22 protein-coding genes are annotated in these 20028 nt (G+C 70.3%); 8 read left to right on the top strand and 14 right to left on the bottom strand.

All coding sequences use genetic code 11. The annotated features are described in order from the left end of the window. The first annotated feature begins 120 nt into the window (after positions 1-120). Positions 121-465: a hypothetical protein gene (locus MW290_RS08425; protein WP_250194228.1), complete on the top strand. Its 345-nt coding sequence runs from the start codon at positions 121-123 to the stop codon at positions 463-465. Positions 466-478: 13 nt separating this feature from the next. Here MW290_RS08425 and MW290_RS08420 read toward each other — a convergent pair whose 3' ends face one another. The 3 genes from MW290_RS08420 to MW290_RS08410 all read right to left on the bottom strand — a co-directional run bounded on the left by MW290_RS08420 (position 479) and on the right by MW290_RS08410 (position 3729). Next, positions 479-2293, bottom strand: coding sequence for a carbamoyltransferase family protein (locus MW290_RS08420; protein ID WP_250194227.1), 1815 nt, complete (start codon positions 2291-2293; stop codon positions 479-481). 72 nt (positions 2294-2365) lie between these two features. Continuing rightward, complete coding sequence (locus MW290_RS08415) at positions 2366-2689, bottom strand: hypothetical protein (RefSeq protein ID WP_250194226.1); 324 nt, start codon at positions 2687-2689, stop codon at positions 2366-2368. 62 nt (positions 2690-2751) lie between these two features. Continuing rightward, complete coding sequence (locus tag MW290_RS08410) at positions 2752-3729, bottom strand: SDR family oxidoreductase (protein WP_250194225.1); 978 nt, start codon at positions 3727-3729, stop codon at positions 2752-2754. Positions 3730-3881: 152 nt separating this feature from the next. On the opposite strand from MW290_RS08410, the gene MW290_RS08405 reads away from it, so the two are divergent. Together MW290_RS08405 and MW290_RS08400 are read left to right on the top strand one after the other, a co-directional pair. Next, positions 3882-4472, top strand: coding sequence for a hemerythrin domain-containing protein (locus MW290_RS08405; protein WP_250194224.1), 591 nt, complete (start codon positions 3882-3884; stop codon positions 4470-4472). A 77-nt stretch (positions 4473-4549) separates the two neighbouring features. After that, positions 4550-5152, top strand: a complete 603-nt coding sequence (locus MW290_RS08400; RefSeq protein ID WP_250194223.1) for a DUF4142 domain-containing protein — start codon at positions 4550-4552, stop codon at positions 5150-5152. 6 nt (positions 5153-5158) lie between these two features. On the opposite strand, the gene MW290_RS08395 is transcribed toward MW290_RS08400, so the two are convergent. From MW290_RS08395 to MW290_RS08375, 5 genes are read right to left on the bottom strand one after another with little or no spacing between them, the layout of a single operon-like run. Beyond that, positions 5159-6091: an SMP-30/gluconolactonase/LRE family protein gene (locus tag MW290_RS08395; RefSeq protein WP_250196628.1), complete on the bottom strand. Its 933-nt coding sequence runs from the start codon at positions 6089-6091 to the stop codon at positions 5159-5161. Positions 6092-6113: 22 nt separating this feature from the next. Then, on the bottom strand, positions 6114-7082 hold the full coding sequence (locus MW290_RS08390) for a Bug family tripartite tricarboxylate transporter substrate binding protein (RefSeq protein ID WP_250194222.1): 969 nt from the start codon (positions 7080-7082) through the stop codon (positions 6114-6116). A gap of 13 nt (positions 7083-7095) precedes the next feature. Next, positions 7096-8019, bottom strand: a complete 924-nt coding sequence (locus tag MW290_RS08385; RefSeq protein WP_250194221.1) for an NAD(P)-dependent oxidoreductase — start codon at positions 8017-8019, stop codon at positions 7096-7098. Beyond that, positions 8016-8714: an RraA family protein gene (locus MW290_RS08380; RefSeq protein WP_250194220.1), complete on the bottom strand. Its 699-nt coding sequence runs from the start codon at positions 8712-8714 to the stop codon at positions 8016-8018. Before MW290_RS08380 ends, MW290_RS08385 begins: the two co-directional genes overlap by 4 nt. A 40-nt stretch (positions 8715-8754) precedes the next feature. Continuing rightward, positions 8755-9735, bottom strand: coding sequence for a Bug family tripartite tricarboxylate transporter substrate binding protein (locus tag MW290_RS08375; RefSeq protein ID WP_250194219.1), 981 nt, complete (start codon positions 9733-9735; stop codon positions 8755-8757). Between the two features lie 98 nt (positions 9736-9833). Between MW290_RS08375 and MW290_RS08370 the strand changes: the two genes are divergently transcribed. Then, positions 9834-10748 (top strand): LysR family transcriptional regulator, encoded by a 915-nt coding sequence (locus MW290_RS08370; RefSeq protein WP_250194218.1) that lies wholly within the window; start codon positions 9834-9836, stop codon positions 10746-10748. A 5-nt stretch (positions 10749-10753) separates the two neighbouring features. Here MW290_RS08370 and MW290_RS08365 read toward each other — a convergent pair whose 3' ends face one another. Then, positions 10754-11707, bottom strand: coding sequence for a LysR substrate-binding domain-containing protein (locus MW290_RS08365; RefSeq protein ID WP_250194217.1), 954 nt, complete (start codon positions 11705-11707; stop codon positions 10754-10756). A 124-nt stretch (positions 11708-11831) separates the two neighbouring features. Between MW290_RS08365 and MW290_RS08360 the strand changes: the two genes are divergently transcribed. Further along, a complete protein-coding gene (locus MW290_RS08360; RefSeq protein WP_250194216.1) occupies positions 11832-12461 on the top strand; it encodes an FMN-dependent NADH-azoreductase in 630 nt (209 codons plus the stop codon). A 15-nt stretch (positions 12462-12476) separates the two neighbouring features. Then, entirely contained in the window at positions 12477-13244 is a 768-nt protein-coding gene (locus MW290_RS08355) for an alpha/beta fold hydrolase (protein WP_250194215.1), read from the top strand. Between the two features lie 106 nt (positions 13245-13350). Here MW290_RS08355 and MW290_RS08350 read toward each other — a convergent pair whose 3' ends face one another. Genes MW290_RS08350 through MW290_RS08335 form a run of 4 tightly spaced genes read right to left on the bottom strand, consistent with a single transcriptional unit; the run spans position 13351 to position 16754 of the window. After that, entirely contained in the window at positions 13351-13824 is a 474-nt protein-coding gene (locus MW290_RS08350) for a DUF3299 domain-containing protein (RefSeq protein WP_250194214.1), read from the bottom strand. A gap of 10 nt (positions 13825-13834) precedes the next feature. Then, positions 13835-15037 carry an ABC transporter permease gene (locus MW290_RS08345; RefSeq protein WP_250194213.1) on the bottom strand — a complete coding sequence of 401 codons (1203 nt, stop codon included), beginning with the start codon at positions 15035-15037 and terminating at the stop codon, positions 13835-13837. After that, positions 15034-15681 (bottom strand): ABC transporter ATP-binding protein, encoded by a 648-nt coding sequence (locus tag MW290_RS08340; protein ID WP_250194212.1) that lies wholly within the window; start codon positions 15679-15681, stop codon positions 15034-15036. The genes MW290_RS08345 and MW290_RS08340 overlap by 4 nt, the downstream gene beginning before the upstream one ends. 8 nt (positions 15682-15689) lie before the next feature. Further along, the gene (locus MW290_RS08335) at positions 15690-16754 is read right to left on the bottom strand and encodes an MBL fold metallo-hydrolase (RefSeq protein ID WP_250194211.1); all 1065 of its coding nucleotides are present in this window, start codon (positions 16752-16754) and stop codon (positions 15690-15692) included. A gap of 189 nt (positions 16755-16943) precedes the next feature. Here MW290_RS08335 and MW290_RS08330 point away from each other — a divergent pair, with 189 nt between their 5' ends. After that, positions 16944-17612: a response regulator gene (locus tag MW290_RS08330; protein ID WP_250196627.1), complete on the top strand. Its 669-nt coding sequence runs from the start codon at positions 16944-16946 to the stop codon at positions 17610-17612. Beyond that, positions 17609-19012 (top strand): sensor histidine kinase, encoded by a 1404-nt coding sequence (locus MW290_RS08325; protein ID WP_250194210.1) that lies wholly within the window; start codon positions 17609-17611, stop codon positions 19010-19012. Before MW290_RS08330 ends, MW290_RS08325 begins: the two co-directional genes overlap by 4 nt. 19 nt (positions 19013-19031) lie before the next feature. Here the strand turns inward: MW290_RS08325 and MW290_RS08320 are convergent, their stop codons facing one another. Further along, positions 19032-20012: a Bug family tripartite tricarboxylate transporter substrate binding protein gene (locus tag MW290_RS08320; protein ID WP_250194209.1), complete on the bottom strand. Its 981-nt coding sequence runs from the start codon at positions 20010-20012 to the stop codon at positions 19032-19034. Positions 20013-20028: the final 16 nt, after the last annotated feature.

Genomic DNA, 20028 nt, shown 5'->3' with positions numbered 1-20028 from the left:
CTCCGATGGGCCCGGTGGGCAAGCGGTGTTCCGTGCCGCCAAGGCCCTGATGCCCAGCCCTTGCGCGCGGCAGGAACGTCGGTTGCCGCAACGCGGCACACCCACGACGAGGACCGCACCATGACCTACCCGCTGAACAGCCAGAAGGACGAACCCCGCGTGGCCACCCAGGACGGCGGCGACCGCACGCGTGCCGGCTCCAACTACGGCGACTACGTGCCGCCGCCCGAGCGCGTCCACGTGCAATCGGCCCTGCCCGACGCGCAGCTGCCACCCGATGTGGCGCCGGAAGACCCTGATGCCGAGCTGATCAAGGCCCAGCACGCGCAGCGTGCGGCGCGCCCGGCCCAGGCCTCCATCGAAGGCGAGTCCGAGGCTGGCGAGGAAGACCCGGGCGCGGCCGACGAGGTGCTGCGCGAGCCCAGCTCAGGGCCCGAAGGCGTGGTGCCCCGCAAGCCGCTTTGACGGCTGCAATCCCCTACGCTGCGTCCAGCACGCCCCAGGGCCGCCGCTTCTCGAGCAGGAACGGCCCCAGCACCAGCGCGTCCACCGGCGTGCTGGCCCAGGCATGGATGGCGTCGCGCGGCGTGCACACCACCGGCTCGCCGCGCACGTTGAACGAGGTGTTGATCAGCACCGGCACGCCGGTGAGCGCACCGAAGGCCGTGAGCAGCTGGTGGAAAGCAGGCTGGGTATCGGCGCTCACCGTCTGCACCCGGGCCGTGCGGTCGCTGTGGCAGGCCGCGGGAATGCGGTCCGCCTGGGCGGGCAGCACGTCGTAGATGAACAGCATGAACGGCGACTGGCCGCGGTTGGCCTGGCCGGGCGTGAACCACTCGGCCAGGTGTTCCTGCGGCACCGCCGGTGCCACCGGCCGGAAGTCCTCACGGTCCTTCAGCTCGTTGATGCGGGCCTGCATCTCGGCATGCAGCGGTGAAGCGATGATGGACCGGGCACCCAGCGCCCGCGGCCCGAACTCCATGCGCCCCTGGAACCAGCCGATGACCTGGTCGTCGGCCAGCAGCCGGGCCACTTCCTGTGCGGGCTCTGCCATGCGGCGGTAAGGCAGCTTGGCCCACTTCAGCTCGGCTTCGATGGCCTCGTCGCTCCAGTCGGGGCCCCAGTAGGCATGCGTCATCGTCCACTGGCGCGGGGCCAGTTTCACCGGCTGGCCCTGCGGCGCCTGCGGCAGCTGCGGATGCTGCGCACCCCCTTCGGCGCGGGCTCGGCTGTCGATCCACAGCGCGGCACCCAGTGCGGTGCCGGCATCACCGGCGGCCGGCTGCACCCACACCTCGTCGAAGATGCCGGCATCGCGCAGGCGCGCGTTGGCCACGCAGTTCAATGCCACGCCGCCGGCCATGGCCAGCTGGCGTTCACCGGTGGTCTCCCGCAGCCAGCCGGCCAGCTGCAGGGTGGTGTGCTCCAGCAAGGCCTGCAGGCTGGCGGTGAGGTCGAAGTGATCCTGCGTCAGCGGGCCACCACGTTCACGCGCCGGCCCCACCAGCTTGGCCAGGTCGATGGGGTCGATGCGGTACTGGCCCCGGTCCAGCAGATGCACATGCGACTTCAGCGCGCTCAGCCATCGCGGCCGGCCTTGCGCGGCCAGCGCCATCACCTTGTATTCGTCGGAGGACGCGAGAAAACCCAGGTGCGTGGTCACCTGCTCGTACAGCAGGCCCAGTGAATGCGGCACCTGCACCTCGCCCAGGGCCTGGTAATGGCCGTCGCGGTACACACCGTAGGTGCTGGTGGCGCGCTCGCCGCGGCCGTCCAGCGTCATCACGGCGCAGCGCTCGAAGGGCGCCGCCAGGAAGGCGCTGGCCTGGTGGCACAGGTGGTGCGCCACATGGTGGAAGGTGAAGGGCCCGTCGAAGCGCGCACCCTGGAAGCGCTTGCCCAGGTGGTGCGGTGCGCCGTCCACCAGCTGGCGCGAGGCATTCAGGATGTAGGCCGCGAACAGCGGGTCCCAGGGGTTCTCCCAGCGCGGGTCGGGCCGGGCCGAAGGAATCAGCGGCAGCGTGATCGTCTCGCCCTGCAGCCGGCCATCGAGGAAGAGCTGCGCATCGAAGCTGTAGGCCACCGCATCCACGTCGGTGAGCTGGATGCCGGCACGCGCCAGGCAGAAGTCGATGGCATGGAAGGGCAGCTCCCAGGCGCTGAAGGGCACCGGACGCTTGGCGTGCTTGATGCGCGAAAAGCGCTCTTCTTCGGCGGCGGCACACAGCCGCCCATCAATGACCAGCGCGGCCGCCGAGTCGTGGAAAGCCGCGTTGATGCCCAACGTGATCATGGATGGCGCTCCTTGGTGTGATGCGCGGCGGTGGGCAAGGCACATGCCGCGCACGGAACGCCCCAGGGGGCTTCACTTGCCCGGCTGCTTGCTCTCCGTCTCGCCAGCCTCCTCGGGCTTGTCGGTCTTGCCGGATGGGGTGGACTGGCTGGGCTTGAGCTCCCAGTCCACATCGTCCTTGTCGGTGCTGGTGCGGCGCTCGGCATTGATGGCGGCACCCGGCGAGATCGGATCGCTGGCCGGGAAGGTCTGGTCCAGCGATTCGTCCAGCAGTTCCTGGTAGGTGGGCACGCGGTCCTTGTCCTTGCCCTCGGCGCGCTGGTCGTCGGGGCTCGAAGGCCCGGGTTTGGCGCTGGCCTGCTTGTCCAGCAGGTCTTGCTTGTCGGTCGGGTTCATCATGTTCTCCTTGGCCGCGCAGCGGCACAGCCCTGCGGCAAGGGCCGTACCTGCGACCCGCCTCAGATGGCGCCGACGCTGCCGGTGACCGGCAGCACGATGCCGGTGACATAACCGGACATGACCGGCGAGGCCAGGTACACATAGGCGGGGCTCAGTTCCTCGGGCTGGGCGGCGCGCTTCATGTCGGTCTGCCTGCCGAATTCGGCCACCTGCTCGGCCGGGGAATCGGCCGGGTTCAGCGGCGTCCACACCGGGCCGGGCGCCACCGCATTGACGCGGATGCCCTTGCTCACCAGGTTCTGCGCCAGCGACTTGGTGAAGGCGTGGATGGCCCCCTTGGTGGTGGCGTAGTCCAGCAGCTTGGCGCTGCCCTTGAGCCCCACCACCGAGCCGGTGTTGATGATGGAGGCGCCCTGCTTCAGATGCGGCACCGCCGCCCGCGCCATGTGGAAGTAGCCGGCGATGTTGGTCTGCAGCGTCTCCTGCAGCCGCTCGTCGGTGATGTCCTCGATGGACTGCGCATGCTCCTGGAAGGCGGCGTTGTTCACCAGCACGTCCAGCCGGCCAAAGGCCTTGAGCGTCTCGTCCACGGCCTGCTGGCAGAAGCGGCTGTCCTTCACGTCGCCGGGCAGCAGCAGGCAGCGGGTGCCTTCGGCTTCCACGCAGCGCTTGGTTTCTTCCGCGTCCTCGTGCGAGCTGAGGTACACGATGGCCACGTCCGCGCCTTCGCGCGCGAACAAAACCGCCACCGCACGGCCGATGCCCGAGTCGCCGCCGGTGATCAGCGCGGTCATGCCCTGCAGCTTCTCGCTGCCCTTGTAGTCCGGCGCCTGGAAGCGCGGCGCCAGCTGCAGCTCGGCCTCGCTGCCGGGCTTGGCCTGGTGCTGCGCCGGCAGCTCGGTGGGCTGCTCGCGCGCGCCGGCCTGCACGCCCGGCGCCTTCTTGTCCTGCCCGCCCTCCTGGGCCTGGCGGGCGTCCCTGGCGTCCTGCTCCTGCTGGATCTTCAGGTGTCGATCGGTGGTGTCCTGCGTGCTCATCGCTGCTCCTGGCTGGGTGGCGCGACCCATGCGCGCCTTGAGCCGCCCAGCGGCAAGGGGCGTTCCCATTCATGCCGGCCAAAAACCTGCAAGGCACCCCGCTTGCCCCAGTCCGTCCTGTCGTCAACCACCGCCATCGCCAAGGAGACCGCATGAACACGGACCGCGCCATCCGCTCGCTTTCGCCCGGCATCACCACCATGATCCGGATGGACCACTCGCATGTGCTGACCATGTCGCACCGCTACCGGGTGGATGCGCAACCCGCCCGCAAGAAGTCCATCGTCGATGCGATCTGCCTGGCCCTGGAGATCCATGCGCAGCTGGAAGAGGAGATCTTCTATCCCGCGCTGGAAACCGTGGCCACCGGCAATGCGGTGCTCACCAAGTCGCGCCCCGAACACGACGAGATGAAGCGGCTGATCGCCGAGCTGCGCGCGATGGCGCCCGAGGACCGCGGCTACGACCGCGCCTTTCTCGAGCTGATGCGCGACGTGATGCACCACGTGGCCGACGAGGAGACGGTGCTGCTGCCGGCCGCCGAATCGCTGCTGGCCGAGCAGTTGCCGGTGCTGGGCGCGCGCATGACGCGGCGCCGCCTGCAGCTGGCCGCGCCGCATGCAGGCGAACTGCTGGCTGGCTCGGTGCGCACGATGCCGCCGGCACTGGCGATCACCACGCTGGGCATGTTCGTCGGTGGCCTGTTGCTCGGCCTGGCGCTGCGCCGCCCCAGCCGCTGGTGAGGCGCGGCCACCCGCTGCCAGGGAACGCCGATTGCCGTGGTGGGAGACGCCCCCTCTTTACAAGCAGGAGATCGAACATGCAACACCGCTTTCACCGCAGTCTCGTCGCCATGGCCATCGCCGCCGTCAGCCTGGCCACCCCGCTGGCCTTCGCGCAGCAGCAGGCCACGGCGCCGGCCGCCCGCGCCTCGGGCGACATGAAGATGCCGGCCATGCCGCGCAGCGACGCCAACTTCATGAAGCAGGCCGCCGAGAACGGCCATGCCGAGGTGGAGGCCAGCAAGATGGCGCTGCAGAAGGCCAGCCACCCCGAGGTGAAGAAGTTCGCGCAGCAGATGATCGACGACCACACCAAGGTGGGCCAGGAACTGACGTCGCTGGCCTCCACCAAGGGCGTGGAACTGCCGAGCGAACCTTCGCTGGTGCAAAAGGGCAAGGCCAAGGCGATGCTGGACACCGCCGAGGGCGACAAGTTCGACCAGCGCTACGTGGCCAGCATGGGCGTGGACGCGCACGAGGACACGCTGAAGCTGTTCCGCAAGGCGGCCAAGGATGCCAAGGACCCCGACGTGAAGGCATGGGCCGCCAAGACGGTGCCCGCCCTGGAGCATCACCTGCAGATGGCCAAGGCGCTGGATGCCCAGGTGAACAAGAAGGGCAGCAAGTCGGCCAGCAAGTAAGCCGGTTCAGCTCTGCGGCGCGGGGCCGCCATGGAGGGGCAGCCCGCCCTGCGACAGCGTGGCGCGCAGCACCTGGCCGTGGGTGGAATCGGTGACGTAGAGCGTGCGCCGGTCGGGTCCGCCGAAGGCGACGTTGGTCAGCGATGTGCCCGGCGCCGCCTGCAGCACCTGCTCGGGCTGGCCATGGGGGCTGAGCACCCACACCAAGCCCAGGCCCGGGTTGGCCACCAGCACCCGGCCCTGGCTGTCCACCGCCAGGCCGTCGGGCCCGCTGGGCCCGTACGACGTGAAGAAGGCGCCCACCTTGGCCACGCTGCCATCCGGCAGCAGCGGCACGCGCCACACCTGGTTGCCCCGCGTGACGCCGAGGTACAGCACCCGCTCGTCAGGCGACAGGGCCACGCCGTTGGGGCTGGGCACGTTGGACAGCAGCAGGTCCAGCCGTCCATCCGGCCGCAGGCGATACAGCCGGCCGCTGGGGTCGTGCAGGCCGGTCTGCCCCTGGTCGGTGAAGTAGAGGTTGCCGCAGCGGTCGAAGCACAGGTCGTTGACGCCCTTGAAGCGCTCGCTGTTGCGGCGGTCCAGGTAGGGCCGCACATTGCCGGTCACCACGTCGCAGGCCATCAGGCCGTGGCGATAGTCGGTCACCAGCAGCTCGCGCCGGTTCAGCCACTTCAGGCCGTTGGGCTCGCCGTCCCAGCGTGCCACCAGGGTCCACTCGCCCGTGGTGTCGATGCGGAAGATGCGGCCGAACGGGATGTCGGTCACGTACAGCCGGCCCTCCTCGTCGAACACCGGCCCTTCCAGGAAGGAGTCGGTGGGCTGGCCACCGCGGTTGGCGTCGGCCCAGGCGGAGCGCTCGCCGGTGCGGCGGAACTCGTCGGGCAGGCGGCTGAACACTTCAAGCGGCTGCACCTGCGGCGGCTGGAGCACGAACAACATGGTGGCTTCCTGGCGCGCGTTATTCGCGCTCGAATGCGGTGTTGGCGGCGATGCGGCCCCAGAAGGCGGTGCGCTCGGTCAACTCCTTGGCGAAGGCCGCAGCATCCCAGGTGCCGGGCTCGGCGGCAATGCCTTCGGCAAAGGCCTTCATGTCGGCCGAGGCCATGGCCGTGGCCACTTCCTTCTGCAGGCGGTCGACCACCGCCTTCGGCGTGCCCTTGGGTGCGAACAGCCCGGTGAAGTTGATGAGGCCGAAGTTCTTCACGCCGGCCTCGGCGAAGGTGAGCACCTCGGGCAGCGCCGGCAGCCGGTGCTGCCCGCTCACGGCCAGCAGACGCGCCTTGCCACCCTTGACGTTGCCCATCACGCCGGGAGTGGAGGCCAGCTGGAAGTCGACCGTGCCGGACAGCAGGCCCATCGTCGCCTCACCCGCGCCCTTGAACGGCACGTGCAGGAAGCGCGCGCCCGAGGCGATGCCCAGGGCTTCGCTGGCGAAGTGCGGCGCCGAGCCGGCACCGCCGGTGCCATAGGTGATGTCGCCCGGCTTGGCCTTGGCTGCGGCCAGCAGGTCGCCCAGGGTCTTGAAGCGCGAGTCGGCCTTGACCACCAGGCCCATGGGCGCGAAGACGAAGGCGCTGACCGGCAGCAGGTCCTTCTGGTGGTCGAAGGGCAGCTTCTTGAAGATGTGCGGCAGCAGCGCGTAGGTGGTGTCGTTGGCCGCCAGCGTGTAGCCGTCGGCCGGCGATTGCACCACCGTGGCCAGGCCGATGGTGCCCGTGGCGCCGGCCTTGTTCTCCACGAAGAAGGTCTGGCCGGTCTGCTCCTGCAGCTTGGCTGCCATCTTGCGCGTGACCACGTCCACCGCGCCGCCCGGCGGGTAGGGCACCACGATCTTGACCGGCTTGGTCGGCCAGGCCTGCGCTTGCGCCACGACGGCGGACGTGAGCCACGTGGCGGCCACGGCGATACGGAGGAGAGTCTTGGGCATGAGGGTCTCCGTTTCAGCCGTGCAGCACCGCCAGCGCATTGCGCGCTGCGGCCACGCCCATCTTCACGTAGGCATCGGCCGTGACGCCGCCGATGTGCGGGCTGAGCGTGATGCGCGGCTCGGCCTGGAAGGGGTGGCCCGCGGTCATCGGCTCGACGGCGAAGCTGTCCAGCCCGGCGATGGCCACCTGGCCACTTTGCACCGCGGCCAGCAGCGCAGGCTCGTCGATCAGGCCGCCGCGGGCGGTGTTGACCACGATCACGCCACGCTTGCACTGCGCCAGCGTCTCGGCATTGAGCAGCCGTGCGTTGTCCGCGGTCAGCGGGCAGTGCAGCGAGATGGCATCGGCCTCGCGCCACAGCGTGTCCAGCGACACGCTCTGCACGTAAGCCGGCAGGTCCTTGGCGTAGGGGTCGAAGCCCAGCACGCGCATGCCCATCGCATCGGCCATGCGCGCAAAGCGCAGGCCGATGGCACCCAGCCCCACCAGGCCGATGGTGCGGCCTTCCAGCTCCACGCTCTTGTGCGTGGCCTTGTCCCAGTGGCCGGCATGCATGCGCGCATCCAGCGCCACCACCGACTTGGCGCAGGCCAGCAGCAGCGCCAGCGCATGCTCGGCCACCGCCGCCGCATTGGCGCCCACGGCCGCCACCACCTGGATGCCGCGGGCCGCGGCAGCCGCCTTGTCGATGGTGTCGGTGCCGCTGCCGTGCTTGGAGATGACCTTCAGGCTGGGCGCGGCATCCATGGCCGCGGCGCCCACCTTGCTGTAGCGCACGATGATGGCCACCGGGTCATGCTGGCGGCACAGCGCCACCACGTCGTCCTCGCTGGGCGTGCGGCCGGCGTACACCACCTCGTAGTCGCCCAGCAGGGCCAGCGCCTGCGGCGCCAGGTCGCTGCCGGTGACCAGGAAGACTGGCTTCTTGGTGCTCACAGCGTCTCCCCTTCCTTCAGCACGCCGGCGGCGCGCAGGGCGGCATCGAGCCAGCCCGGGCGCAGCGCCTTGCGGCTCTTGATGTCGGCAATGCGCTTGGTCTCGGCGGCCACCTTCTCTTCGGCCAGCGGCAGCATCGCGGCCGCCTTGGCACGTTCCACCACGGTCACGCCGTCGGCATCGCCCACCACCAGGTCGCCGGGGTACACCGTCACGCCGCCGATGCAGATCGGATGGTTCAGGCGGCCGGGCACGAACTTGGTGGGGCCGTTGGGGTTGAGGCCGGCGGCGTACATCGGCAGGCCCAGTTCGCGGATGGCCTCGCTGTCGCGCACCGCGCCGTCGATCACCACCGCGGCCACGCCGATGGCGGCGCACTGCTGGCTCATGATCTCGCCCATCAGCGCGCTCGACAGGTCGCCCTTGCCGTCGACCAGGATCACGTCGCCGGGCTTGGCGATGGCCATCGCCGCATGGATCATCAGGTTGTCGCCAGGGCGCACTTCCACGGTGAGCGCCGGGCCGGCGAAGCGCATGCCGGGCGACAGCGGCGCGATGCGGCCGTGCAGCGCGCCGCGGCGGCCGGCCACGTCGGCCAGGATGGAGGACGGGAAGCGGGCGGCCTGTTCGACGACGGCGGCGTCGACGCGCTCGAAGTCGCGGATCACGTCGGGCCATGCGGCGGCTTGACTCATGAAGAGCTCCAGAAGGTGCGGGTGGATGCGGTGGAAGGGGTCAGTCGATCTTGGCGCCGGAGTCCTTGACGACCTTGCCCCAGCGGGGGATCTCGTCCTTGATCAGCGCGGCGAACTGCTCCGGCGTGCCGCCGGCGGGATCGGCGCCCTCGTCGCTCAGGCGCTTGGCCAGCTCGGGCTGCTTCAGGGCCTTGTTGAACTCGGCGTTCAGGCGGGCCACCACCTCCTTGGGGGTGCCGGCCGGCGCCAGCAGGCCGAACCAGGTCACCGCATCGAAGCCCTTGTAGCCCGATTCGTTGATGGTGGGCACGTTGGGCAGATCGTCCACCCGGCTGGCCGAGGTGACGGCCAGCGCGCGCAGCTTGCCCTGCTTGATCTGGCCGATCAGCGTGGGCACCGACGACATGTACAGCTCGACCTGGCCGCTGATCACGTCGGTGAGCGCCTGGGCCGCGCCCTTGTAGGGCACGTGCTGCGTCTGGATGCCGGCGGCCTTCTGGAACAGCTCGCTGGTCAGGTGCGCCACCGTGCCGTTGCCGGGCGACGCGAAGTTCACCTGCCCCGGCTTGGCCTTGGCGGCCTTCACCGCGTCGGCCAGCGTGCGGTAGGGCGACGAGGCGCCCGTCACCATCACCAGCGGCGCATTGGCCACCATCACGATGGGCAACAGGTCCTTCTGCGAGTCGTAGGGCATCTTCGCGTACAGCGAAGGATTGATGGCGAGGTTGCTGGTCTGCCCCAGCACCAGGGTGTAGCCGTCGGCCGGCGCCTTGGCCGCCGAATCGACGCCCAGGTTGCCGCCGGCACCGGGCTTGTTGTCGATGATGAAGGTCCAGCCGGTAGCCGCGGCCACGCGCTGGCTGGTCTCACGGGCGATGACGTCGGTGCCGCCGCCGGGCGGGAACGGCACGACGATGCGGATGGGCTTGCTGGGCCAGGCCTGGGCAAAGGCGGCGGTGCACAGCGTGGAAGCGGCAAGGGCCGGGGCCAGGGCCAGCACAAGGCGTCGGGTGGACTGCATGCGATGTCTCCGTCTGAGGGTGCGCGCTTGATGGACATCTGCGCGTCGTCGGAATGCAGTATTGGGTGCGGATCCCCTACAGTCCAATCAATAGTTTCTTGAAACCCATCAACGGGACTTTGGCCATGGACCTGCGCGACCTGCGCTACTTCGAGACCATCGCCGAGCTGCAGCACCTGGGCCGCGCCAGCGCGCGGCTGCACCGCACGCAGCCCGCGCTCACCAGCAGCATCCGCCGGCTGGAAGCCGATTGCGGCGCGGCCCTGTTCGAGAAGTCGGGCCGCGGCATTCGCCTGACCGAGGCCGGCAAGGTGCTGCAGAAGTGGGCGCAGCAGGTGCGCTTCGACGTGGAGGACGCCCGCCGCGAGCTGTCGACCATCGGCTCGGGCCTGGCCGGGCATGTGCGCGTGGGCATCGTGCCCACCGCCGCGCAATTCCTGCTGCCGTCGGTGGCGCGGCAGCTGCTGCAGGAGGCGCCGGGCGTGACCCTGCGCACGGTGGTGGCGCTGATCGACACGCTCAAACCCATGCTGCGCGCCGGCGAGCTGGACCTGATCGTGGCCACCGAAAGCCCGCCCGAGGCCGGCTACATCTCCCGCGTGCTGGCCGAGGACACCATCGTGGTGGTGGCCAGCGAAGGCCACGAGGTGTTCCGCGGCACGCCCACCCTCAAGGACCTGACGGCGTACCGATGGGCGCTGCAGCCACCGGGCGCGCCCACGCGCGACTGGCTGGACCACACCTTCGACCGCAAGCGCCTGCCACGCCCGCAGGTGCAGGTGGAAACGACGATGCTGCTGATGCTGCCGGCCCTGATCGCGGAGACCGGCCTGCTGAGCTTCGTGTCACGCCACCACCTGCAGGGGCCGGGCGGGCAGTCCGGCCTGCGCGAAGTGCCGGTCAAGGGCGCCGCAATGCGGCGGCGGCTGGTGGTGAGCTACCGGGCGCACGGGTTCCTGTCGCCGGCGGCGCGGCGGTTGATCGAGTTGTTCGGGCAGGGCGTGGGGGCCTGAGCGGCTCAGGGCGCGGCCAGCACCTGCCCCATCACGCGCAGGAAGTCCTGGTGGGCCTGGGCCATGGCCTGCGGCACTTCGGTGGCCAGCATGTCGACGAAGGCCTTGACCGCGGGCACCATGCCCCGGCGGCTGGGATACACCGCATGCAGCTGGTGCGCCGGCGGGCGGTGCTGCGGCAGCAGGTCCACCAGCCGGCCGGCCCGCAGGTCGTCTTCGCAGACGTGGAAGGGCAGCTGCGCCACCCCGACGCCGGCCACCGCCATGCGTGACATCAGGTAGACGTCGTCCGTCGCCAGCGAAGGCTGGTAGTCGATCTCCATCGACTCACCCTGCGCTGAAGCCACGCTCCAGCGCGGCCGCTCGCCACGCACGCCGGCCGGGCCCACGCCCCGCACGCCCATCAGGTCCTGCGGCTTCGTGAAGGGGCCATGCGCGGCCATGAAGGCCGGGGTGGCGACCAGCAGCTGATCGCTGCGGCCGAGCTGCCGGATCACCAGGTCGGAGTCTTCCAGCGCCGAGCGGATGCGGATGGCGACGTCATAGCCCTCGCCGATGAGGTCGACCCGCCGGTTCGTCAGGTCCAGGTCCAGACGGACGTCCGGGTGCGCCAGCAGGAAGGCGGGCAGCAAGGGCGAGATGAACAGATGGGCCACGCCGATGGGACAGCTGACGCGCAGCCGACCCGAAGGCTTGGCATGGGCGCGCGAAGCCACCTCGAAAGCCGCCCTGGCCGATGCCGACATCGACTCGCAGTGCGCAAAGAACGCCGCACCCACCTCCGTCACGCTGACCGACCGTGTGGAGCGCTGCAGCAGCCTGACCGCCACCCGTTCCTCCAGCTCCGCGACCCGCCGGCTCAGGCGCGACTTGGGAATGCCCAGCGCACGTGCCGCGCCGGAGAAGCCGCCGTGCGTCACCACCGCGGCGAAGAGCGCCAGATCGTTCAAGTCTTCCATTCAGGCCTCGTGTGAATGGCGCCGGATTGTCCTGAAAGCAGAACGATCCGTCCTGCCCGCGACGGCTAGTGCCGGCGGCGGCCCGTTCGTATCGTGCCAGGCATCCACAACGCCTTTCGTACCCATGAACATCCTGCATCTGGACAGCAGCATCGCCGCTCAAGCTTCCGCCTCACACCAACTCAGCCGTCAGATCGTGGACGGCCTCACCCACCAGCATCCAGCGGCGCAGGTGCGCTACCGCGACCTGGTGGCCGAGCCGGTGCCCCACCTGACCGGCGCCATCGCCGCGGGCTTCCGCGGCACCGCCCCGGCCGGCGAAGGCGATGCCACCGTGGCCTCTGAGCACGCACGCTCCGAGGCCCTGGTGCGCGAGTTCCTCGACAGCCAGCTCATCGTCATCGGCGTGCCCATGTACAACTTCTCGGTGCCCAGCCAGTTGAAGGCCTGGATGGACCGCATCGCGCAGCCCGGCCGCACCTTCCGCTACACGGCTGAAGGCCCGGTGGGCCTGGCCGGTGGCCGGCGCATCGTCCTGGCATCGACACGCGGCGGCATGTACTCCGTGGGCAACGCCGCGGGCATGGACTTCCAGGAGGCCTACCTGCGGGCCTACTTCGGTTTCCTGGGCATCACCGATGTGCATGTGGTGCGTGCCGAGCGGCTGACCAAGGGCGCCGAGCTGCGCGAACAGTCGCTCACCGCGGCCGGCGTGGCCGCGCAGGCGGTGGTCGCGGCCGTGCTGGCCGGCTGAGGCGTGGAGAACGCCATGCTCCGCCTTTTTCGTGGCTGGCTGTTCGGCGCGCTGGCCCTGACCCTGGCCGCCCCTTCCCACGCCGCCCCGCCCCCGGCCGAGCCGGCCAGCATCGTGCTCGTGCACGGCGCCTTTGCCGATGGCTCCAGCTGGTCGCGCGTGATTCCTCTGCTGCAGCAAAGAGGCTACCGGGTGACCGCCGTGCAGCTGCCGCTCACGTCGCTGGCCGACGATGTGGCCGCCACCCGGCGGGTGCTGGACCGGCAGCCCGGCCCCGTGGTGCTGGTGGGGCACTCCTGGGGTGGCGTCGTGGTGTCGGAGGCCGGCAACGCACCCCAGGTCAAGGCCGTGGTCTACCTGTCGGCGCTGGTGCCGGACAGCGGTGAATCGGCCCAGGCCCTGCTGCAGCGCCTCGACGCGCCGATGCAAGGGCTGGCGCCGGATGCGGCCGGGCTGATCTGGCTGGACGACGCCCGCGCTTTCCGCGAGGTGATGGCCGGCGACCTGCCGCCGGCCACGGCAGCCGCACTGGCCGCCGTGCAGAAGCCGCTGGCTGCCCGCGCCTTTACCGAGGCGGTGTCGCATGCCGCCTGGCATGACAAGCCGAGCTGGTACCTGGTGACTTCACGAGACCACGCGTTGCCGCCGCGCACCCAGCGCCTGATAGCGCAGCAGGTCCGGGCGCACACGCAGGAGCTGGCGTCCAGCCACCTGTCGATGGCCAGCCATCCGGAGGTGGTGGCGAGGCTCATCGAGCGTGCAGCCAGACAAGCCGGTCGGTAGACATGGATCCTCCAGCCGCGCTGGCGGCGAAAAGGCGGGTGCTCGCCCAGGTCGCCGGAGCGCGGTCACTTCGTGTCCCGGTCCCGGCCATCGGTCACCTGCGGCCTCAAGGTCCCGGCTTCACCTGTGATGCCTCGACCAGCCGATAAAAAAGGCCCGAGGGGTCGTTGCGCAGCAAGGTGAGCCGGCCCACCAGGGTGAAGGCCTGGCCGCTGAAGCGCAGCGGCGCGCTGCGCACCTCCACGTACCGGGAAGGGCCGCCTTCGATGCAGAACTCGCAGTCCTGGGGCTGGGCCGTCAGCAGGAAGCGCGTCTGCTCGGCCTTGGCTTCCAGCGGCACCATGAAGCCGGTGAGCACCACCCGTCTGCCGTCCAGCTGGTCGAGCGCTGGCGGAAAGCGCACATCGGCGCCCAGCTTCCTGGAAGCGGGCTGCGCCTGAGCCAGCGCTTCCCAGCTGACCACCGGCAGTGGGCCGGCCCGGTCCGGCGCACGCGGCTGTGCATGGGCGGTCTCGCTCGCGGTCAGCACCATCAAGGCGGCCAGCAGCAGACAGCTGCGTCGTGTGAGCATGATCTTCATCCGTGTGTCCTCATCGCATGGCCAGCACGTCGGCCACGGCCGCGCGCTGAGCCTGCCAGGCGGGCCAGGCAGCGCCCAGCAGCGCCACCGCGCAGGCCGCCAGGGCCAAAGCCGCCTCGCCCGGGTGGACCGCCCACCCCGTGAGCCCCGGCGCCGAGGCGGGCAGGCGCTGCCCGATCCACTCCACCGCCCCATGCGCGATCACCAGGCCCGCAGCGGTGCCCAGCAACGCGATCAACACCGCCTCACAGGCCACCACCGCCGCGGTGAAGCCGCGCGAGGCCCCCAGCAGCCGCAGCACCGCGACGTCGCGCACCTGCTCGCGCCGTGAGGCCATCAGACCGGCGCACACCGCCACCGCGGCGCAGAGCATCAGCAGCGCGCCCAGCATCCAGGTGCCGTCGGCCCCCAGCTGCACCATCGAAAAGAGCTTGGCCGCCTCACGCGCGGGCGAAGCCGTCTGCAGGCCTGCCGCCTGCAACGCACGCGGCAGCAGCACCGCGCCCAGCGGCGATGCGTATTGCACCAGCACCAGGCTGGCCTTGCGGTCCGGCTCTTCCGCTGGCGGCTTGCCCAGGCCATCGATGTGCGGCGACGGCGCATGCGCCGCCCACACGGCCTCGATGGGCACCAGCACCAGCTTGTCCACCACCGTGCCGGTGCGTTGCAGCACACCCGCCACGCGATGGCGCAGGTCGGCATGCAGCTCGGCGTCGGATGACAAGCCGTGGGCCGTCGCAAAGGCCGCACCAGCCGACAGCTTCGTGGCCCGCGCCACGTCCGCGCCCAGCACGGCATCGCCCGGCAGCACGGGCCAGCGGCCAGCGCTCAACGCAGCGGCATACAGGCCGGCGAACTCGGGCACCTGCGTGCCCACCACCCGATGGCCCTCCACCGAATCGCCCAGCGCCACCGGCACCCAGCGCTTGACGAGCGGCTGCGCCAGCACCGGCGCCAGGCGCGCCAGAGGCACCGGTGCCGGCGGTGCATCCAGGTGGAAGATGCCCGACAGCACCAGCTGCGCCGGGCTGGTGTTGCCGCCCACCACCAGGTCGGCCGCAGCGGCATTGCGCTCGGCGGCATCGGTCAGCTGGCCCATGACCAGCAGCATGGTCGCCAGCGCGGCCGTGCCCAAGGCCAGCAGCACCAGGTTGAGCAAGGTCGTCGTCGGGCGCCGGATCAGGCGGCGCCAGGCCATGGTGGTCGGGCTCATGTCGCGTTTTCCGGGGCGGGCAGCGAGAGGCGCTGGTCGAACAGCGGCTCGATGCGCCGATCGTGGGTGGCCACCAGCAGCGTGGCCCCCACTTCGCGGCAGCTTTCGAGCATCAGGCTGCAGAGCTGCGCGCAGGCCGCATCGTCCAGATGGGCCGTAGGCTCGTCGGCCAGCAGCAGACGCGGCCGGCACAGCAGCGCACGCGCCAGTACCACGCGCTGGCGCTGGCCTTGCGACAGCCGCCCCGCCGGCCGCGAGGCCAGCGCACTCACGCCCAGCCGATCCAGCAGGCTCGCGGCGCGTGCCCCATCCACCGCCACGCGGGCCATGCGTGCCGCCAGCATCACGTTCTCCTGCACCGTCAGGATCTCCAGCAGGTGGGGCGTCTGCGTGACCACGCCGACCGTGCTGCCCCGCCAACGATCGGCGGCGCGGCCCGACAGGCGGGCCACGTTGACGCCCTCCACCAGGATGTCCCCCGATGCCGGCCGGCGCAGCGCACATAGCAGGTCGAGCAGCGTGGTCTTGCCGCTGCCCGAAGGCCCGGTGATGCAGCAGCTGCGGCCGGCAGCCACCTGCCAGTGGTCCAGCTGCAGCACCACGCGGCCGTCATGCGCCTGGGTCAAGCTCTTGACGTGCAGCATGTCGCGGCTCAGTCACCCGCACATTCCATTTCGCCCGCGCGCGGGTTGGTGCCCTGCGCCGTGGGGCCGGGGCCGGAAGCGGGCAGACCCATCGCCCGCTTCACATCGGCGTTGTCGACGGCGCTGACGCCGTTCTTGTCGTACACGTAGGCGTCGAAGTAGTTCTTCGAGTAGATCTGCGGCACGCCGCTGCCAGCCAGCAGCTTCTTCAGCTCGGGCATCTCGTCTTCCACATACGGGTAGTGCAGCCCGCCCAGGATGTTGAAGCCGCCGCGCGCGCCGAAGTGATGCGGCATGAAGTACTTGACGTTGAACGCCGGCACCACCGTGCGGGCCTGGTTGACGACGCGCGACTCCGGACCGCCCTGCCACACCTCGAAGCCGTCGATGCCGGCGTCGCGCACCGCCTTCGACAGGTTGGTCAGCGGCGCGCCGCGGTTGACGCCGTCGCGATCCACCTGGTCGGTGGTGAGGTCGCGGCCACCGGCGCCGCTGTCGGTCACGTACCAGGTCAGCGTCTTGTCCGGCGTCTTCGCGGTGAACAGGTAGCCGAAGGTCTCGATGCCGCCGCCGTTCTGCAGCTGGCCGCAGCCGATGCTGTGCACCCAGCGCACCACGCGCATGGTGACGTGGTCGTTCAGCGCCACCTTCTCGCCGCCGTACAGCGAAGTGCACTTGGCCGCCGGCACGCCATAGGCCACGGCCTCTTCACAGGCGGCCTTGGAGCCGTAGTACTGCGCGCCGGTCTGCTTGGCCCACTCGGGCGTGTCGACCGAATGGTCGCCATGCAGGTGACCCAGCAGCACCACATCGATGTCGCCCTTGAGCTTCAGCGCATCGTGTACCCGGGTCACCATCTCCGGGTTGGGGTCACGCGCCGGGTAGCCGACCGCACCGTCCAGCAGGATGCCCAGGTCGCCCACCTGGTAGTGCCAGTTGGTGATGCCGAACCAGGTCATGCGCACGCTGCGCGGCGCGTTGTCGTCACCATCGTCACCACCCCCGCAGGCAGCCACCCCCAACATCAGCAGCCCGGCAGCAGCCACGGCACTCAACCCAACACGCAGTTTCACGGTGAAGTCTCCTCGACGCTCGTTTTGAAATCGGCCCGCCTTGCGCCCTGGCCGACCGGTGCCAGCACGGTACGTTCGCCAGGCTTTCAGTGGCCTTTCGTGCCGGGTGTGCGCCGGTGAGGGTTTGCTCTAGCGGGTGCACGCCCCATGGCGCCACGGACAATCGCGCGCTTGAACATGGGGATGCAGATGCGCCTGCTGTTGGCTGAGGATGAATCGGCACTGGCCGACTGGCTGGTTCGCGCTTTGGGTCAAAGCGGCTACCAGGTGGATTGGGTGGCCGATGGCAGGCTGGTGCGGCGCGCCATGCGGGCCAACCGCTACGACGCGCTGATCCTCGACCTGGGGCTGCCCGGGCTGGCGGGCCACGACGTGCTGGAAGCCCTGCGCGCCGACGAGCAGCATCTGCCCATCATCATCCTGACCGCACGCGACACGCTGTCCGAGCGCGTGTCCACCCTGACTGCGGGCGCCGACGACTTCCTGGCCAAGCCCTTCGAGATCGAGGAGCTGGAAGCCCGGCTGCTGGCCCTGGTGCGCCGCTCGCGCGGCCGCGAGACCTCGCGCTTTGCCTGCGGCAACCTCAGCTACGACGCCACCAGCAAGCGCTTCCAGGTGGGCAAGGAGCCGCTGCTGCTCTCGGCACGCGAACACGCGGTGCTGCGCACCCTGATCCAGGCGGTGGGCGAGCCGCTGACCAAGAAGGACATCCTGGACAAGGTGTTCTCCGACGACACCGATGTGCACCCCGAGGCCATCGAGGTGCTGGTCCACCGCATCCGCAAGCGGCTGGTGGGCAGCGGCACGCAGATCGTGACCATGCGCGGCCTGGGCTACGTGCTCGAGGCCGCGCCATGACCGGCGACGCCCTGCACCGCCTGAGCCTGCGGCGCACGCTGATCGTGGTGCTGCTGGCGGGCGTGTTCGTCGGCGGCATCGCGCAGGCGTGGATGACCTGGCGCTCCTCGGAGGCCGCCGTCAATGCCGCCTTCGACCGCTCGCTGTACGGCGCCATCCGGGCCATCGATGCCAATGTGTCCACCGACAGCGGGGGCGTCGGTGTGGAGCTGCCCTACGTGATGTTCGAGCTGTTCGAGCTGACGGCCAGCGGCGCCGTGTTCTACCGCGTGGCCACCGAAGACGGCCTGGTGGAAATCGGCAGCCCCGACCTGCCGATGCCCCAGGGCCCGCTGGCCACGCGCCAGCCCTACTTCGAGACCGCCATGTACGTGGACGGCCCGGTGCGCATCGGCACCTATGTGCGGCCGATCGAGCGACCGCTGACCAACCAGCCCGGCACGCGGCTGGTGATCCAGGTGGCCGAGGACCTCAGCTCCCGCAAGAGCTTCAGCCGCCAGTTCATCTGGAGCGCCGTCACCCGCGACCTGCTGCTGGCCTTGTTCGCCGCGGGCATGGTGGCCGCGGCGGTCACCTGGTCGCTGCGGCCGCTGCGGCAGCTGCGCACGGAAGTGCAATCACGCGCACCCGACGACCTGAGCCCGGTGGAGACGGCCCGCGTGCCGGCCGACGTGCTGCCGCTGGTGGAGGCCATGAACCAGCATGTGTTCCGGTACCGCGACCTGCTGGCCGCGCAAAGGCGCTTTCTGGACGATGCCTCGCACCAGCTGCGAACGCCGCTGGCCACGCTGCTGATGCAGGTGACCTTCGCGCAGCGCGAACCCGATGCCGGCAAGGTGCGCGAGGCGCTGCAGGCCATCCGTGTGCAGCTCAAGCACACCATCCGCCAGGCCAACCAGATGCTGGCGCTGGCACGGGCCGACGCTTCTTCCGACCAACCCACGGCACCGGTGGACCTGGCCGCGCTGGCCCGCGGCGTGACGACGCGCTGGTGGTCCGCCGCGCGCGAAGGTGGCGTGGACCTGGGCTACGAGGCGCCGGCTGGGCCGCTGCTGGTGAGCGGCCGGGCCGAGCTGCTGGAAGAAGCCTTGTCCAACCTGCTGGACAACGCCTTGCGCCACACGCCCGCGGGTGGCCGGGTGACCGTGAAGATCACGCCCGGGCCGGGCACGGCCTGCATCCACGTCAGCGACAACGGGCCCGGCATTCCCGAGGATGAACTGCCGCGTGCGACCGAACGCTTCTTCCGCGCCAGCAACGCGCAGGGCGCCGGCTCAGGGCTGGGGCTTGCCATCGTCCAATCCATCGTCAGGCGCCACCACGGCCAGCTGCATCTGGCGCGTGAGCCGAACGAAGGCGGCCTGCGCGCCACCCTCGAGCTGCCGCTGCACAAAGGGTGAGTCGGCGCGCTGCGCCCGATCAGCGCGCAACGTTGAGGCCGAACTCCGCAACCAGCTTGCGGTAGTCGGCCACCTGGCGCTTGACGTAGGCGTCCAGCTCCGGACCCACCAGGCCGAGCGGAAACAGGCCCCGCTCGCTGCGCAGCCGGTCGTAGGCCGGCGTGGCCATCAGGCGGGCGAAGGTTTCGCTCCAGGCGCGGTAATCCTCCGGCGCCACCTGCGGGCCCATGTAAAAGCCGCGCACGATGGGCCACTCGACGTTGGCGCCGGCCTCCCTGGCGGTGGGCACCTGGGCCAGATCACCGGGCAGCCGCTTGTCCGACATCACGGCCAGGATGCGCACCTGGCTGCCGGCCCTGGCCTGCTGCAGCGTCTCTGCCGCGTCGCCGGTGAACACCTGGATGTGCCCGCCCTGCAGCGCGGTGATGGCCTCGCCGCCGCCCTCGAAGGCCACGAAGCGCATGGCCCGCGGGCTGACGCCGGCCGCCCGCGACAGCAGGGCCGCCTTCATCCAGTCCTGGCTGCCGATGGTGCCGCCCGCACCCAGGATCACCTTCCGGGGGTTGGCCTTCATCGCCGCCATCACGTCCTGCAGCGTCTTGTACGGCGACGAAGCGGCCACCACCACGGCCCCGTAGTCGGTGCCGACGGCGGCCAGCCACTTCACGTCGTTCTCGTTGTAGCGGCCGAACTTGCCTTGCGCCAGGTTCAGCAGCGATCCGCCGCTGAAGGCGACGATGGTGTTGCCGCTGTCGGGCCGCTGCGCCACCACCGCGTTGTAGGCCACGGCACCGATGCCGCCGGGCATGTAGGTCACGCGCATCGGGTCCTGGATGAACCGGCCTTCCAGCAAGGCGGTCTGCACCAGCTTGCAGGTGAGGTCGAAGCCGCCGCCCGGCTTGGCCGGCGCGATGCACTCCGTCTTGCCCAACGGCCCGGCCGCTGCCAGCACGGGCACGGTGGCCAGGCACAGCCAGGCGGCGATTCGTCGGGCGTTCATCCGGTCTCCTGCGTCT

Source organism: Aquincola tertiaricarbonis (assembly GCF_023573145.1).
Classification (GTDB): domain Bacteria; phylum Pseudomonadota; class Gammaproteobacteria; order Burkholderiales; family Burkholderiaceae_C; genus Aquincola; species Aquincola tertiaricarbonis_B.
This window is presented reverse-complemented; position numbering and strand designations above follow the sequence as displayed.